A 16,441-nucleotide genomic window follows, 5' to 3' on the forward strand; every position below is an offset into this window, starting at 1 on the left:
ATTGACTGCGACGAATCTTCGATTTTAATTTATTATTAAACTCACATTTAGTTTTCCATGAGATAGATTTTCTATTTTTATGGAAATTTTGTTTTTATGTCAATTTCTGCTTTCGAAGCATTTTTAAAATCAATCAAACCACATTCGTTGTTTGACTCTAATATTACCTCCCACGATTTTATCGCACTCGATTTATCTATTCATAATACCGAATTAGAAGCGATTAATGTTTCCTCTTCTGATGATTTAGAACAATTCATATGGAGTTATATGAAGTCCAATAATGCCAAAATCGCTTATGGAGGTTACTTAGAAAAGCGCGGTATTTATCAACGTAGTAATTATTTTAATCAAACAAATTCTGACACGGAACGTAACATTCATTTAGGGTTAGATCTTTGGATAGAAGCCGGAACTCCAATTTTTGCGCCTTTACCTGGAACCATTCATAGTTTTAAAAACAATACCAATTATGGTGATTACGGACCAACTATTGTTTTGAAACATCACATTGAAGAATTTGAATTTTATACACTCTATGGTCATCTTAGTTTAGAATCTATTGAGGATTTAGAAGTTGGAGTAGAAGTGAACCAAGGCGAGCAAATAGCAACATTAGGAACGGCAGAGATCAATGGTGATTATCCTCCGCATTTACATTTTCAAATTATAAAGGATATCCAAGATTTTAGGGGAGATTATCCAGGCGTGAGTAATCAACTCGATTTAGCCTTTTATAAAGACAACTGTCCTGATCCTAATTTACTATTGAAGCTATATTAAGTTTTCTTTTCATAAGTTTTATACATCCATTCGGCAATAAAGCATAAAGCAATAATTGCCCCAGAAACGAGCACACCTGTAAGGTTAGATTTGTATTGTTGATTAATTAATATCACTAAAGCTAATACACAAAGTGTACAACCAACGATCGGAATTATTTTATGACTACTCGTGTCTTTAGACGTTTTAAAACCCACAAAATTAACGATGCCAAAAATGAGTATAAACCCAACACTTCCGGCAGTGGATATACTTTCTAAATCTAAAATATTCACTAGAATTAATGTCGCAATCGCTGTGACAAGTAAACCAATGGGTTGATTCCAAAGTTTAGATGTAAAATGGTGTGGTAATTCATCATCTTCTGCAATTTCAAAATTAACACGACTACCTCCATATAAGGAGGCATTGATGGCCGAAAATGTAGAGATGAGCGCTGCAATGGTAATAATGGTAAAGCCTATTTGTCCTAACATCGGTTTTGCTGCTTCTGCTAATACGTAATCTTCAGCTGTGGCAATGGTGTCAAAAGGCAATGAGCCAACGGTGACTATAGCAATGATAATGTATAACACAATAACAAAAATGACAGAGCCATAATAAGCTTTAGGTATGTTCTTTTTAGGGTTGATAATATCAGGAGCCGCATTCGCAATAAGCTCAAAACCTTCGTAAGCTACAAAGATCACCATACCTGCAGCAAATAATTGTACAGGCGATTCCCAATGAGAAACAGCCAATTGTGATAGATTAGGGTTTCCGATGAGACCATAAGCACCAATACCAATAAAACCAAAAAGTATAATCAGTTTTATAATCACGGCATAAGATTCTATTTTTCCAACAACAGCAATACTGTAATAGTTTATGGCAGTGGCGAGGATGATAATGGCGCTTGCGTAAATATGAAAGTCGACAGTTTTGTTTGATGTTAGCTCTAACAAATTAGGAGCATACGATCCAAAGGCCGAAGCGTAAAGCGAGAGCATAATAATATAGCTAATCCAGAGTAAGTTATTAATGGATCCACTAAAAATAGACACCCCAAATCCTTGGTTAATAAACTTTACGGTACCACCTCGATCAGGATAGTGTTGCGATAATTTGACATAACTATAGGATGTAATTAAAGCCAGAAGGCCTGCAAATAAAAAGGCTATGGGTGTGCCACCTTGTGCTATGGATACAGCTAATCCGAGAACGGCAAAAATACCACCACCAACCATACCACCTATACCAATAGAAATGGCATCTTTTAAACTTATTTTATCTGCCACTAAACTAAGATTTTTTTATTTGCTTTTGGGCAAATGTTTTTCCAATTATGAAACCAGCAATAGCTAGCAATCCATCAGAAAGAGAAAACCATAATTCTTTAGGTAGCATAATAATATTGAAAACGGAGGCTGCAAGCATAAGTATGCCTACAATATAAGACGGAATGATACTTTGTTTAGAAATTTTAGCAGCTACAAACATACCAGTTATCATACCTGCAAAATGACCAATAACAACACATATTTTTGAACCCATAGGAATTTTATCCATATTGTTTGTTATCCACTCCATATCCATAGGGTTTGCACCTTCTGGTAATGGAAATAGATTATGTCCTATAATTGATTCAAAAATGTAAACGGTTAAGGATGCGACAATAAACCCAATAATGGTTGCTAAAACATTTTTCATAAACCTACTTGATTAGTTTGAGGGTTTAAGGTAATAAAAAATGTTAAAAACCAATCTGATTTTACATCTTTAGTTGTGGCATCTTATTTTTTACAAACTACGTAAAGAATACCTTTGCGTTTGCTTGTGTTTTTTGAAAACTGATTGGCGTTTTTTGCTTCTACCACAGAAAAACCAATGTCTTCCAATAATGCCGTTATTTCTGCACGTTTTACCCAATAGGTTTTAGGCTGGTTTTTGTGAAACAGTTTCCAATTGATATCATTATTTATTTTTAACCATGGAAGATGACGACTAGACTGTTCTTCGTTTCTTAGTTTTCTTAACACATTTACAAAAGAGCTTAAAGCAGGATTGTAGATTTTAGATTCATAATCTAAAAACGAAAATATAACAATAGCGTCCTTTTTAGCAACACGGTAAGCTTCTTTTAGTGCATTGGTGAACAAATCTTTTTTATCTATAAAGCACAATACTTGCTGCAGATACACTAAATAGTCAAACGAATCACTGTCATAATTATCTAAAACAGCAGCATCAGAAATGCTGAAATTAATATTAGAATCATTTGTGCTCGCTTGTTTTTTTGCATGTGCTATCATATTAGGCACAACATCGAATGCAGAAATATGATTGAATCCTTTTTTTTCGATATAAAATGAGAGCCTTCCTCCTCCTGTTCCGGCTTCTAAGACATGTTTAGAAGTATCTGTGATGTACTTATTTAATAAATAGTCCTCAGATTTATTAAGGTTTTGGTGGTTGGCCCATAATTCAAATACTTCATTTGAATAGCGCTTTGCGTTTAAGTTTTGTACGCCTGCTGTCATTTGTTTTCCTAATTTTAAATATTGACATCTGTCAATTAGTTGATTTATAGCTTTTTAAAAATAGGTAATTTCAAACAGTAAAAAAAAAATATTTTTCTTAAGTTGTTAACAACCAGTAGTTAAGTTGGGTTTTTGTTGTGTTCAACTCTTTTTTGTGCATTTAATCGTAATTATTGCATGTTCAAGTCTAAGTATGTAACTATCTGTACCCTTAGGTTTTATGTTTTTTTTTGTAAAATGTCGATACTTATCAATTGCATCAAAACAGATAATGCCATTTTATTTAATTAACGCTGGATGCTGTCGTTAGCGATAATCTCTGCTATTTTTTTACCAGCTAATAAAATTCTAGGTAGTTGCAAAATCTAAGCGATGTACAGGCTGAGGTGTTGTAGCGTCAAAAAGTGTACTTCGCATTATGTTTTGCGATAAGGCTTTTCCTATAGTTTTAACGTATTGCCACTTACTAAATACCTGCTGGTTTGTGAATTGCAGCTAAATAATCATCTTCAAATATAACTGTGAGCGGGAAAATTAATGTCTTAGTTTGACTTACATCTTTTGGAGTAGCTAAGGTAATGTGTTCTCCTCCGTTTATAAATGTTGCAGAATTTGCGATATGGTCATTAACCGTTATATAATTTTTCTTTAGTGCTTTTTTAATGCAGACTTAAAAAGATCAACACCATATTCTTGTAGAGGCAATGGAAAAGGTAAACTAAGAACAATATGTGTTTCGGTAAGGTTGATGTTGTCTTTAAATTAGCGTTTAATTAATGCCATTGGGTGCTAAATAGTTACCATCATAGCTTCCTGTTATTATTTGTCCGTCGTTTCTAGTAAAAGTAAAGGTGAAAACAATATTGTATGCAGTAAAATTAGTAACGGTAACAGAGCCAGATTGTGCATAGACATCAGAATCTGGATCATTGCTAGACAGAAGTATGGTTTCAGGATTAAATTCGCTATCTATAATAGATCCATTAATTGAAATGGCATAATTTTCAATGTTATTATATGTGGTGTTCTGTATGCTTTCAGTACCTAAGTCAAAATACACATAGGCAATATCGTCTAGATCTACATTACTAGTGATTTGCGAACTCGTTTTGTTAAACAAACGGATTCCAAGGCTGTTAGTATTATTATCGTTGTTAATTATGGCAGAAGTTAAAGGGTAACTTATATTACTATATATAAATTCATTTGTGTCTTCTGGTGCAATGCTGGTATTTTCTTCAGGAGAACAGGCGTTAATTGTAATAGCAAATAATAGTGTGATAAGGTAAGGTAGTTTGGGTTTCATAATTATTTTATTTTCAAATTCATAAGTAGGTATTAGAAGTAAATATATAATAAAAAAATGATGTACTATATTGAGCGTTTTTTTACGTCTGAAGTTTTCTAATAGATTTTGATAAAAAACAATTACAAATAATAGGCCTTCATCGTTTATTGCTCATATAGTCTATTTCTCGTTGATAATAAGCTTTTAATGGCTGTGTAATGTATTGTAGACAGTTGTATTAGCCACCTAATTCAGCCATCTTTTTTCCAACGTGTATCATGACGTCATTAAATGCTTTGGAAGGGCTGAACTCAATTAGTTTTACATCTTCTTGAACTATTGCTGTGTGTCCGTTTTATAAATAATAAATAGCATCATCAGAAAGTATTTCTTCTTTTCCGTCGTCATATTTTACAAGTAGTTCTCCGCTCAACACATAACCCCAATGCGGACAGTGGCAACTATTATTATCTAATCCATTAAGTAAGGGGGGAAATTCGTTCCTTTAGGTAAATCGTTAAAACATACAGCCATTCCTCCAAAGTTATCTTGGGTTCGCATTACAGTTCCTGGGCCTTCCTTTGCAATTGGAATACTTTTTTTTGTTGATTTTTATATCTATTGGTTTTAATTGTTTTTCAATCTTACATTTAATTTGGTGCTGATATTTGTGTTTATGTGTTTGGTTATTAATGTTTTGTGTGTCTGTGAGTTAGTGAGTAAAAACCAAACAGAAAATTCACGAGGATTTTGGTAAGTAGTTAGGTAACGCTATATGATGTGTGTTGTTATTAAAGATCTATTAAGATGTTTAGATATAATTTGCTCTTGTTGTTACCTGATAGTATGGTACTATAAATTTGTTATAACCACGCTATAACCACGCTATAACCTGTATTTTGGGATTTGCGTTTTTTGCATGAAAATGTAGGGCGTTTTGGTATAACACTACTTTGATTTGAAGTGTTGTAGTATGGAATTGGATCTCGGATTTAGAACCTTGTGTTGTTAGAAAATCTTATTTTTTCAATGGAATTGTGAATCCTAGAGCTATCGCTCCAACATATTGCTCAACGGATGGTTGGTAGTAATAGGAAAATCCTAAATCGACATTATTGTTTTTTCCCAATTCCAAACCGAATGCAATAGGGAGGTGAAAGATCATACCGCCTTTGTCAATATTATCCAAGAGTGTGAGGGTTTCAAATTTACCGATGGACGTTCCGATTCCTAGTTCAAGATAGGGTGCTACCCAAGGAATTGGAGCTCTAAGTCTCGCTTTTCCTCCAAGTAAAAAGGCTTTTGATTCTGCCTTTTCATCGGTAGGTTTATTATTTAAATCTTTGCCATTTGAACTCGTTAAAATTAGACCAGCATAAGGTCTTAATTCAAACCAAGAACGGACTTTTAGAACGAGTTCTCCTTGTAATAAAAGACCACGATCAGCTACATCATTCATGCTATTATAAGGTACGCTAATGCCGTATCCGATTATGGCATTTATTGATTTTTCCTTTACAAACTGTGCGCTTACGATGTTTGAGGTAAGAACTACGATTATTACGATCAAGATTTTTTTCATAATGTGTGGTTAGGTTTTAGTGTATGGATGGTTAGAAGTAAGGGTTTGTAGCCATACGAGTCTAACTTTGCGTTCTACTTATTATCGTTTGCTAAGGGTGAAATCATAATATGTGCACGGTGTGTACCAGGATTCATAATCCAAGGATGGTTAGATGCTACTGGTGCTTCTGGTAAACCGGTAGATGCTGCAGTAGCCCACGGTAAATACACCACGTAACGTAATTTGGCGTTGTCTACTTTTGCTGTTTCTGGATCGTATTCGGCTTTTGGTCCGGAATAGATATGTAATGTTGCACCGGTAGGAATTGTAAATTTACCAGCCTTCATTTCTTCTTCTCGGATATCAAAAATGTCTTGGTGTTTTTTGCCTTCGGCTTTTAAGGCGCGTCCTCTTGCCATAAATGGTTCTAAATCTTTGTGATAGCATGCTGCACTGAACCCGTTCTTTTTAGGATCATCGGCAAGAACAATAAATTCATTATCTCCTTCTTTTAGCGTTACAAATTCACCTGCCATATTATAGCCAATAACTTTACAATTAGCTCTACTGGCTTCTGGAGCCGCCATTAATGCGGTTGCAATTAAGGCTTCATCTGTATCAATAGGTTGTAATGTGGTATTGGTTTCTTTTGTTGTTGGTGCTGTTGTAGTTTTTGTTATGTCAGCCTCTTGCGTGATTGTTTTTGATTTGTCTGATAAATTACAAGACACTAAGAGTCCTGTGAACATTATAGCTGTGATGATGTGTTTCATGTTGGTTGGTGGATTTTTGGATTGAATTGTTGTTTTTACAAGTTACTAAAATCTGATGAGATTAAGGAATTTGGGTCTATATGATTTTTTGTGTTTTGATACTTCTCGATATGTTACAACGAAAAAAAAAGTTGGAACACTAGAAGTGACGTTTTGTGCATCACAAAAAAATCCTGATGGGTTACATCAGGATTTTTAATTCTATAAATAAGATTTCTGCGTCCGCAGGAATTGGTGTTATTCAACAAGAACCCATTCTCCTTTTTCAATTAAAGGGATAGCTTGCTTATATTTTACTTCTTTGGCCTCACCACTCATTACATGCTTAATGGTTACTTTATCGTTACGACCAATTTTAGGTTGTTCTCTAACAATAGTTTCTACCACTTGTTGTTGGCGAGATGCACCTTCACCAGCTTGTCTACTTTGTGAAGAACGCTCATCTAAATTTTGAATCTCGTCTTTTTGAGTTTCTAATTTTTCTTGTTTACGTTGTTTTGCTTCTTGAATGGTGTTAGCTGTTTCTTGTGGAATTTCACCTTTAAATAAGAAGGAAATCACATCTTTATTAACTTGGTCAATCATAGCTTTAAAAAGCTCAAAAGATTCAAATTTATAAATTAATAAAGGATCTTTTTGCTCGTGAACGGCTAACTGTACAGATTGCTTAAGTTCATCCATTTTACGTAAATGTACTTTCCAAGCATCATCAACAATGGCTAATGTAATGTTTTTTTCAAAGTCATTAATTAACTGTGTTCCTTTGGTTTCGTATGCTTTTTCTAAGTCGGTAACTACTTGTAAGTTTTTAACACCATCTGTAAAAGGCACAACGATACGTTTAAACTTATCGCGTTGCGTGTTATATACATTTTCAATTACAGGAAATGCTAAATCAGCAGCACGTTGCATTTTTTCTCTGTAGTGTTTAAAAGCAGCTTTATAAATAGTTCCTGCGATATCAGTGGCGTTCATTTTTCCGAATTCAGCTTCAGAAATAGGCGACTCCATAGAGAAATAACGAATTAATTCGAATTCAAAATTCTTAAAATCGTTAGCGTTTTTATTAGTTTCAGCAATACCTTCAGACGTGTCAAAAATCATGTTGGCTAAATCGACTCTTAATCGTTCACCATGTAAGGCATTACGACGACGCTTGTAAATGACTTCACGTTGCGCGTTCATAACATCATCATATTCTAATAAACGCTTACGCACTCCAAAGTTATTCTCTTCCACTTTTTTCTGTGCACGCTCAATAGATTTAGAAATCATACTATGTTGTATCACTTCTCCTTCTTTTAAGCCCATTCTGTCCATCATCTTAGCGATACGTTCAGAACCAAATAAACGCATTAGGTTATCTTCTAAAGACACATAGAACTGTGAACTTCCTGGATCTCCTTGACGACCAGCTCTACCACGTAACTGTCTGTCTACACGACGCGAATCGTGACGCTCAGTACCTACAATAGCTAAACCTCCGGCTTTTTTAACTTCTTCACTTAACTTAATATCGGTACCACGACCAGCCATATTGGTAGCAATGGTTACTTGTCCTGCATTACCCGCTTGTGCTACAATTTCAGCTTCTTTTTTATGTTGTTTCGCGTTTAAGACGTTATGTTCAATTTTACGAATACTTAACATTTTACCTAAAAGCTCTGAAATTTCAACGTTAGTTGTACCAATAAGAACAGGACGACCTGCATTTGCTAGTTTTACAACTTCATCAATAACTGCATTGTATTTTTCACGTTTCGTTTTGTATACTAAATCGTCTCTATCATCTCTAGCGATTGGTCTGTTTGTTGGAATTTCTACAACATCTAATTTGTAAATTTCCCAGAGTTCGCCTGCTTCTGTAACCGCAGTACCTGTCATACCAGACAGTTTACGATACATTCTAAAGTAATTTTGAAGCGTTACAGTTGCAAAAGTTTGTGTAGCAGCCTCAATCTTTACATTTTCTTTAGCTTCAATCGCTTGGTGCAGTCCGTCTGAATAACGACGACCATCCATAATACGACCTGTTTGCTCATCGACAATCATAACTTTGTTGTCCATAACAACATATTGATTGTCTTTTTCAAATAAAGCGTAAGCTTTTAAAAGTTGGTTTAAGGTATGGATACGTTCTGATTTGATACCGAAGTCTCTAAATAAATCTTCTTTAAGGTTGGCTTCTTCTTCAGAAGATAAGCCCATGGCTTCGATCTTAGCAATTTCTGTACCCATTTCTGGCATTACAAAGAAATCAGGATCATCTTTACCAGATAAGAACTCGACTCCTTTATCTGATAACTCAACTTGATTATTTTTTTCATCAATCACATAATAGAGTTCTGCATCTACTTTAGGCATTTCTCTATTATTATCTTGCATGTAGAAGTTTTCCGTTTTTTGAAGTAATTGCTTAATTCCTTCTTCACTTAAGTATTTAATTAAGGCTTTGTTTTTAGGAATACCTCTGTAAGCTCTTAATAATAGGAAACCACCTTCTTTAGTATCTCCTGCTGCAATTAATTTCTTTGCTTCGGCTAAAACACCAACTAAGTATTTACGTTGTACTTCTTCTATTTGTTGTACTTTAGGTTTTAGAGCATCAAATTCGTGTTCTTCTCCTCGAGGTACAGGGCCTGAAATAATTAATGGTGTACGTGCATCATCGACTAATACTGAATCGACCTCATCGACAATAGCATAATGATGCGGACGTTGTACTAAATCGTCTGGCGAATGTGCCATGTTATCACGTAAGTAATCAAAACCAAATTCATTGTTAGTTCCGTAAGTAATATCTGCGTTGTATGCTTTACGGCGTGCATCAGAGTTGGGTTGGTGGTAATCAATACAATCAATACTCATTCCATGAAACTGGAATATTGGTGCCATCCACGCGCTATCACGTTTTGCTAAGTAATCGTTAACCGTTACTAAGTGTACTCCTTTACCTGCTAAAGCATTTAAATATACCGGAAGCGTTGCTACAAGCGTTTTACCTTCACCAGTTTGCATTTCGGCAATTTTACCTTGGTGCATAGCAATACCACCAATAAGCTGAACATCATAGTGAATCATGTCCCAAGTAATTGGCTTACCTGCAGCATCCCATGAATTCGCCCAAATGGCTTGATCGCCTTCTAAAGTTACATAATCGTGACTACCAGAAATTTCACGGTCAAAAGCATTTGCCGTCACAGGAATCTGTGTATTATGAACAAAACGTTTAGCAGTTTCTTTAACAACAGCAAATGCTTCAGGAAGAATATCGTTTAAGACTCCTTCTGTTACATCGTATATTTGGTCGTCTATTTTATCGACCTCCAAATAGATGTCTTCGCGCTCGTCAATATCTTCAGTGACTTGCGCTTTTTCTAAAAGTTCGTCCTTTTTTGTTTGAAGCGGTTGTCTAGCTTCGGCAATTTTTGCTTTAAATTCGGCAGTTTTTGCCCTCAGTTCATCGTGTGATAAAGCCTCTAAAGCTTTTTCGAACGTTTTTATTTTTTCAACAATAGGCTTAATGGCACTAACGTCTTGTTTGGATTTATCTCCAACAAAAACTTTAAGTACTTTATCTAAAAATGTCATATTATAATATTTGTAACGGATTGATTGGTGTCAATCTTTTTTTTGTTAATTTCAGTTCGTTTGTTTTAAACACGCCTAAAGTCTACTAATAGAGACCGTGGTTAGTTGTGAATTTTACAATTTCCGGCTTAGTTTTAATCTTTAGGAATTAAAAAAACCATCCGAAAATAAAAAAAGTCTCTCAGTTATAATAACGCAAGAGACTTTTTTGTGATAATTTTATATGTTAATATTCATCCTCATTCCAGAGGTAATCTTCGTCAGTAGGATAATCTGGCCAAATTTCTTCAATAGAGTCGTAAGAATCTCCTTCGTCTTCTATCGCTTGTAAATTTTCAACAACTTCTAAAGGTGCTCCTGTTCTAATAGCGTAGTCAATAAGCTCGTCTTTGGTCGCTGGCCAAGGTGCATCACTTAAATAAGATGCTAATTCTAATGTCCAATACATAATTGCGTTGTGATTTTATTTTTTGCAAAAATAATTTTTTAGTTGAACAATCCAAGAAAAAAATACATTAATTAGCTCTTAGTTTATGTAAATTAATTTATCGGTCTCGTTGAACATTTATATTTGTGTGATTTGAATAATTCAAATGGTATTTATAAATGTTTTATCAGTAATAAAAGAACGTATAATCTTCAACCTTTGGTTTCGGATTAGCTATTGTGATTTGTAATCCTATTCTGATTTTAATAAATAAGTTATGATTCTTTATTAGGAATCCATTTTATCTCTTCAGCTTGTAAGTCATGTGACAACTTCCGTGCCAATACAAAAAGGTAGTCAGATAGTCTATTAATATACATCAATGTTTCAGGTTGAAACGGTTCTAAATCGTTGAGATGCGACGCCAAACGCTCAGCTCTACGGCAGACTGTTCGTGCTATGTGACAGAATGACACGGTTTGATGTCCGCCTGGTAAAACAAAATGCGTCATTGGAGGAAGGCTGTCTTCCATAAGGTCCATTTCTTTTTCTAATTTCTCAATGTCTTCGGTTGCTATTTTCGGAATATTTAAGCGAGCCTTACCGTTTTTTAGAGTTGCTTTTTCTGGATCTGTGGCTAAAATAGCCCCAACTGTAAATAATCGATTTTGAATATGCATTAATGTATTTTTATACAATTGGTTAATGTCTTGGTCTCTGATTAAACCAATGTGCGAATTGAGCTCGTCAATGGTGCCGTAACTTTCTATTCTTATATGATGTTTAGGGACGCGTGTGCCACCGAAAAGTGCGGTTGTTCCCTTGTCTCCTGTTTTTGTATATACTTTCATGTAAACAAATTTAAGCGTTATGTGTTAAATGTTGAGAATTATGAGTTAAAAATTATATGTTTTATTTGTAAAGTGTGAAGTTTTGAGATTTGAGGATGAAGAGTGAAGGAAATAGAATAAAGAGGATAGATCAAAGAGTTGTGAGTTGTTGGTGATTGGTCGATAGGAAAGAGACAGGATGCAAGAGTCAAGATTATAGAGAATAGAGTTTTTGGTTAGAAATGACGAATTTGGGCTAAAGGCTAAGAGTAACTGCTTACCGAACACTGTCTACTGATTAAACGTATCACTCTCAATAACACCATCTCGTAAACGAATGACACGTTTAGCATGTGCTGCAATGTCTTCTTCGTGAGTTACCATAATTACTGTATTACCAGCAGCGTGAATTTCATCGAAAAGAGCCATTATTTCGGTACCTGTTTTAGAATCTAGGTTACCAGTTGGTTCATCTGCTAAGATAATAGAAGGTTTGTTAACTAAAGCTCTGCCAACAGCGACACGCTGTCGTTGTCCTCCAGAAAGCTGGTTAGGTTTGTGGTCCATTCGGTCTGATAAACCAACATCTGTAAGTACTTCTGTAGCGCGTTTTATACGTTCCTTTTTTGAAGCTCCTGCGTATACCATAGGTAAAGCTACATTATCTAACGCTGTTGTTCTTGGTAGTAAGTTAAAGGTTTGAAATACAAAACCTATTTCGGTGTTTCTAATATCAGCAAGTTCGTCATCTGACATTTGACTTACATCATTCCCGTTTAAGTTGTATGAACCAGCGGTTGGTGTATCTAAGCAACCTAATAAATTCATTAGTGTAGATTTGCCAGATCCAGAAGGTCCCATTATGGCTACATATTCGCCACGCTTTATGTCTAAATCAATGCCTTTTAGTACATGAACAACCTCTTGTCCTAATTTAAAATCTCTAATGATGTTTCTAATTTCGATGACGTTGTCACTCATATATAAAAGATATTATTACTTAAATCTTCTGCAAGATAAAGGAATTTAAAAAATCGGTTCATTACATAAGACGTTAAAGTTGTAGACTTGTTACAATCTAATTTTAAAATGTTCTTCTGCTTGTTCTTTTCTAAAGAAAACAAACCCCATATGGAAGCAATCTACAGTAACCGTTACAGCATTGTGGTTTTTTATGTAATCCCAGGCTTCCGTCATACCTTTAGACCAATAAATATCATCAAAAACAAAAACAGAATCATTATGAGTTTTTGGTATTAAAGCTTCAAAATATTGAATGGTAGCGTCTTTATTATGATGTCCGTCGAAGAAGATAAAATCGAAGTTGTTATCGTTTAAAACAGAGATTTTATCAATGAAATTTCCAATTTTATATTCAACATTATTAATGCCCTGTTTTTTTAGCATAGATTGAGCGAAATTAGATGTATTTGAGCAGCCTTCAATTGTAATTATTTGCGAAGTATTATTTGCTAATGCTATAGCATAAGTTCCCATGCCTAAAGACGTTCCTAATTCTAAAACTTTTTTAAAACCGAAATACTTAGAAAGTCTAAATAATAACCGAGCATCTTTTTTAGAACTACTAGAGGTTTTTGCCATATCACTAACCTTTCGTTGCTTGGCATCTAAGGTTTTTGAACCTGCACCTAAGTCTGTGATATTAAGAGTTGTGTTGGAGTCCTTTAAATCCTTTTTATAATGTTTGAGTTTTGTATAGGCTTCATAACTTGTTTTGTCATAAAGGCATTTAGTTACAAAATTATAGACAAAAGGGGAGTGGACTCCATGTTGATTGGTGGCTTTTAAAAGGAATTGTATATATGCTTTTATTTGGTACACGTTTTAGATTTCCGAGTTTTAAAATTTCTTTGCCATTGTAGATTTGTTATTAACCTTCCAATTTTTCGGCTAATTCAAACCAGCGCAGTTCTTTTTCTTCAATGGTATCAATAATTGCTTGCAGCTTTTCTGAAAGTTTACTGATTTGGTCTTGGGATAGGTCTGGATTAAGGAATTTAGCTTCTAATTCTGATTTGTCTAACTCTAATGACCTTATTTTAGAGGTTAAATTTTTGTATTCTTTTTGTTCGTTGTAGTCTAGTTTGTTGGCTTCATTTTGCTTTTCAGCTTTTGTATTGTCAATTTTTTCTACCGTTTCAATTTGCTTTGGTTGGCTACTGTCATAAGCTCTAAAATCGGAATAATTACCAGGGAAATCATCAACAATACCTTCACCTCTAAAGACAAACATATGATCCACAATTTTGTCCATAAAGTAACGGTCGTGAGATACCACTAATAATACTCCAGGGAAGTCTCTAAGGAAATCTTCAAGGACATTTAAAGTTACAATGTCTAAATCGTTGGTAGGCTCATCGAGAATCAAGACATTAGGGTTCTGAATTAAAACAGTACATAAGTACAGTCGTTTTTGTTCGCCACCACTAAGTTTTTCTACAAAATCCCATTGTTTTTTTCTGTCGAATAAAAAACGTTCTAATAATTGTTGAGCACTAATCTGTCTGCCTTTAGATAATGGGATGTATTCTCCAAATTCTTTAATGACGTCAATGACTTTTTGATTGGGTTTTGCTTTTATTCCTCCTTGAGTATAATAGCCAATTTTAACAGTTTCTCCAATAACTACTTTACCGGCATCTGGTTGCAAACTCTGTGTTAAAAGGTTTAGAAATGTCGATTTTCCTGTTCCGTTTTTTCCAATAATACCTATGCGTTCCCCTTTTTTGAAAGTGTATTCAAAATCTTTTAATATAGTCTTGTTTTTAAACGCTTTAGATACTTTATGGAATTCTATAATTTTACTTCCAAGGCGTTCCATGTGAATTTCTAATTGCACTTGGTGGTCGTTACGGCGCTGGTGTGCCTTAGATTTTATTTCATGGAAATCGTCAATTCTACTTTTTGATTTTGTGGTACGCGCTTTGGGTTGGCGACGCATCCAATCTAATTCTTTTTTGAAGAGCTGTTTGGCTTTGCCAACTTCGGTGGCCTGGTTTTCTATTCGGGCTTCTTTTTTTTCTAAATAGTAAGAGTAATTTCCTTTATAAGTATGTAATTCGCCATGGTCTAATTCTATAATTTCATTACAGACACGTTCTAGAAAATAGCGGTCGTGCGTAACCATGAACAAGGTTTGTTGTGTTTTTGCGAAATAGTCTTCTAGCCATTCAATCATTTCTAAATCGAGATGGTTGGTTGGCTCATCAAGAATTAAAATATCCGGTTTGCTTAATAGTGCTTGAGCTAGTGCTAGACGTTTTTTTTGACCGCCAGAAAGTGTGCTTACTTTCATAGATAAATCGTCTAGCTTTAATTGCGATAACGTTTGTTGGTATTGGGTTTCAAATTCCCAAGCATTATGGCGGTCCATAGCTTCAAAAGCTTTTTGATAAGCATCAGCGTCTTCAGGATTTTTTAAAGCATACTCATAGGCTTCAATGATTTTTAAAATGGGGATGTCTGAAGCGAAAATGGTTTCTTTAAGTGTAAGCTTAGGATCTAAATCGGGTTCTTGATCTAAAAATGCTAATCGTAATCCTTTTCTAATGACGATTTGACCATCGTCTGGAGAATCTTTTCTAGCTAAAATATTGAGAATAGAAGTTTTTCCACTTCCGTTTTTAGCTACAAAAGCAATTTTCTGATCTTTATGAATACTAAATGATAAATCCTTGAAAAGTACAAGCTCTCCAAAAGACTTAGAAATGTTTTCGACGTTGAGGTAATTCAAACTGTTTTTTTTACAAAGAACGGAAATAAACCAAAAAGAATACTAATAGTTTTGATATTACTATTGATGCATTATATTTGTCTTTAAAGATTTATTGTACATATGAAGCGTATTAAGCTTTTAATTATTGTGTTGAGTTGTGTTATTGTTTCGTCCTGTATTCCTCATAAGGACACTATTTATTTACAAGACAAAGGGAGGTCAAATAATGATACTATTCCAAATAACTTGAGTGAAGTTCAGAAGCCTTATAGAATTCAGGTTAATGATATTCTTAATATAAAAGTAAAATCTATAGACCAAGAAGCTGTAGCTATCTTGAACCCAAGTGGCGAAGAGAAGTTAAATGCTAGTAGTGCAGAACGTGCTTATTTTGATGGTTTTACTGTAGATGTTCATGGGAATATTAGAATTCCAACTTTAGGCTATATTAATGTTTTGGGTTTTACAACTGAAGAAATTGAAAAGATAATTGAAAAAAAGTTGCTCGATGAGCAATTTAAAGAAACTGCAAATATTTTTGTAACTGTTAAATTGGCAGGTTTGCGTTATACAGCAAATGGTGAAGTTGGTTCGCCAGGAAGTAATGTGTTGTTTTCGGAGCGTGTTAACATTTTTGAGGCGATAGCAAATGTTGGAGAAATACCTGTAACTGGGAATAAAAAAGATGTTTTAATTATTAGACAGTACCCTCAAGGTCAAAAAATACATAGTTTAGATTTAACAGATGTAAATGTTATGAAATCTCCCTATTATTATATACAACCTAATGATATTATATATGTGAAGCCATTGAGACAAAAATCTATTGGTACAGGAGAAACAGCTGTATCTAGTTTGAGTACTATAGCTTCTATTGTGTCATTATTGGCGACTTCAGTATTGCTTTATTCAAGACTATAATTATTTATA

The 16,441-nt window shown here is 34.3% G+C and carries 14 protein-coding genes; 2 read left to right on the forward strand and 12 right to left on the reverse strand.

Annotation, left to right across the window (positions count from 1 at the left end; all coding sequences use genetic code 11):
- Nucleotides 1–96 precede the first annotated feature (96 nt).
- A complete protein-coding gene (locus tag KO504_RS00415; RefSeq protein ID WP_215924238.1) occupies nucleotides 97–783 on the forward strand; it encodes a peptidoglycan DD-metalloendopeptidase family protein in 687 nt (228 codons plus the stop codon).
- On the opposite strand, the gene KO504_RS00420 is transcribed toward KO504_RS00415, so the two are convergent.
- From KO504_RS00420 to KO504_RS00475, 12 genes are all read right to left on the reverse strand, one after another.
- A complete protein-coding gene (locus KO504_RS00420; protein ID WP_215924240.1) occupies nucleotides 780–2,060 on the reverse strand; it encodes an APC family permease in 1,281 nt (426 codons plus the stop codon). The two genes, KO504_RS00415 and KO504_RS00420, sit on opposite strands and share 4 nt — an antisense overlap.
- Nucleotides 2,061–2,064: 4 nt before the next feature.
- Nucleotides 2,065–2,472 carry a hypothetical protein gene (locus tag KO504_RS00425; RefSeq protein WP_215924242.1) on the reverse strand — a complete coding sequence of 136 codons (408 nt, stop codon included), beginning with the start codon at nucleotides 2,470–2,472 and terminating at the stop codon, nucleotides 2,065–2,067.
- Between the two features lie 83 nt (nucleotides 2,473–2,555).
- Nucleotides 2,556–3,302, reverse strand: coding sequence for a class I SAM-dependent methyltransferase (locus KO504_RS00430; RefSeq protein WP_215924244.1), 747 nt, complete (start codon nucleotides 3,300–3,302; stop codon nucleotides 2,556–2,558).
- A 769-nt stretch (nucleotides 3,303–4,071) separates the two neighbouring features.
- Nucleotides 4,072–4,608, reverse strand: a complete 537-nt coding sequence (locus KO504_RS00435) for a hypothetical protein (protein ID WP_215924246.1) — start codon at nucleotides 4,606–4,608, stop codon at nucleotides 4,072–4,074.
- Between the two features lie 1,000 nt (nucleotides 4,609–5,608).
- Nucleotides 5,609–6,172, reverse strand: a complete 564-nt coding sequence (locus KO504_RS00440) for a hypothetical protein (protein ID WP_215924248.1) — start codon at nucleotides 6,170–6,172, stop codon at nucleotides 5,609–5,611.
- A 74-nt stretch (nucleotides 6,173–6,246) separates the two neighbouring features.
- On the reverse strand, nucleotides 6,247–6,927 hold the full coding sequence (locus KO504_RS00445; protein WP_215924250.1) for a hypothetical protein: 681 nt from the start codon (nucleotides 6,925–6,927) through the stop codon (nucleotides 6,247–6,249).
- Between the two features lie 237 nt (nucleotides 6,928–7,164).
- Nucleotides 7,165–10,518: a preprotein translocase subunit SecA gene (gene secA, locus KO504_RS00450; RefSeq protein ID WP_215924252.1), complete on the reverse strand. Its 3,354-nt coding sequence runs from the start codon at nucleotides 10,516–10,518 to the stop codon at nucleotides 7,165–7,167.
- A 226-nt stretch (nucleotides 10,519–10,744) separates the two neighbouring features.
- Complete coding sequence (locus KO504_RS00455) at nucleotides 10,745–10,966, reverse strand: DUF2795 domain-containing protein (protein ID WP_008272287.1); 222 nt, start codon at nucleotides 10,964–10,966, stop codon at nucleotides 10,745–10,747.
- Between the two features lie 254 nt (nucleotides 10,967–11,220).
- The gene (locus tag KO504_RS00460) at nucleotides 11,221–11,796 is read right to left on the reverse strand and encodes a cob(I)yrinic acid a,c-diamide adenosyltransferase (RefSeq protein ID WP_215924254.1); all 576 of its coding nucleotides are present in this window, start codon (nucleotides 11,794–11,796) and stop codon (nucleotides 11,221–11,223) included.
- Between the two features lie 270 nt (nucleotides 11,797–12,066).
- Nucleotides 12,067–12,756: an ABC transporter ATP-binding protein gene (locus KO504_RS00465; RefSeq protein ID WP_215924256.1), complete on the reverse strand. Its 690-nt coding sequence runs from the start codon at nucleotides 12,754–12,756 to the stop codon at nucleotides 12,067–12,069.
- 90 nt (nucleotides 12,757–12,846) lie between these two features.
- Nucleotides 12,847–13,617, reverse strand: a complete 771-nt coding sequence (locus tag KO504_RS00470) for an O-methyltransferase (protein WP_215924258.1) — start codon at nucleotides 13,615–13,617, stop codon at nucleotides 12,847–12,849.
- A 49-nt stretch (nucleotides 13,618–13,666) separates the two neighbouring features.
- Nucleotides 13,667–15,529: an ABC-F family ATP-binding cassette domain-containing protein gene (locus KO504_RS00475; RefSeq protein WP_215924260.1), complete on the reverse strand. Its 1,863-nt coding sequence runs from the start codon at nucleotides 15,527–15,529 to the stop codon at nucleotides 13,667–13,669.
- A gap of 102 nt (nucleotides 15,530–15,631) precedes the next feature.
- On the opposite strand from KO504_RS00475, the gene KO504_RS00480 reads away from it, so the two are divergent.
- Entirely contained in the window at nucleotides 15,632–16,432 is an 801-nt protein-coding gene (locus KO504_RS00480) for a polysaccharide biosynthesis/export family protein (RefSeq protein ID WP_215924262.1), read from the forward strand.
- Nucleotides 16,433–16,441: the final 9 nt, after the last annotated feature.

The sequence above is a fragment of the Winogradskyella psychrotolerans genome (genome assembly GCF_018860565.1).
GTDB lineage: Bacteria > Bacteroidota > Bacteroidia > Flavobacteriales > Flavobacteriaceae > Winogradskyella > Winogradskyella damuponensis.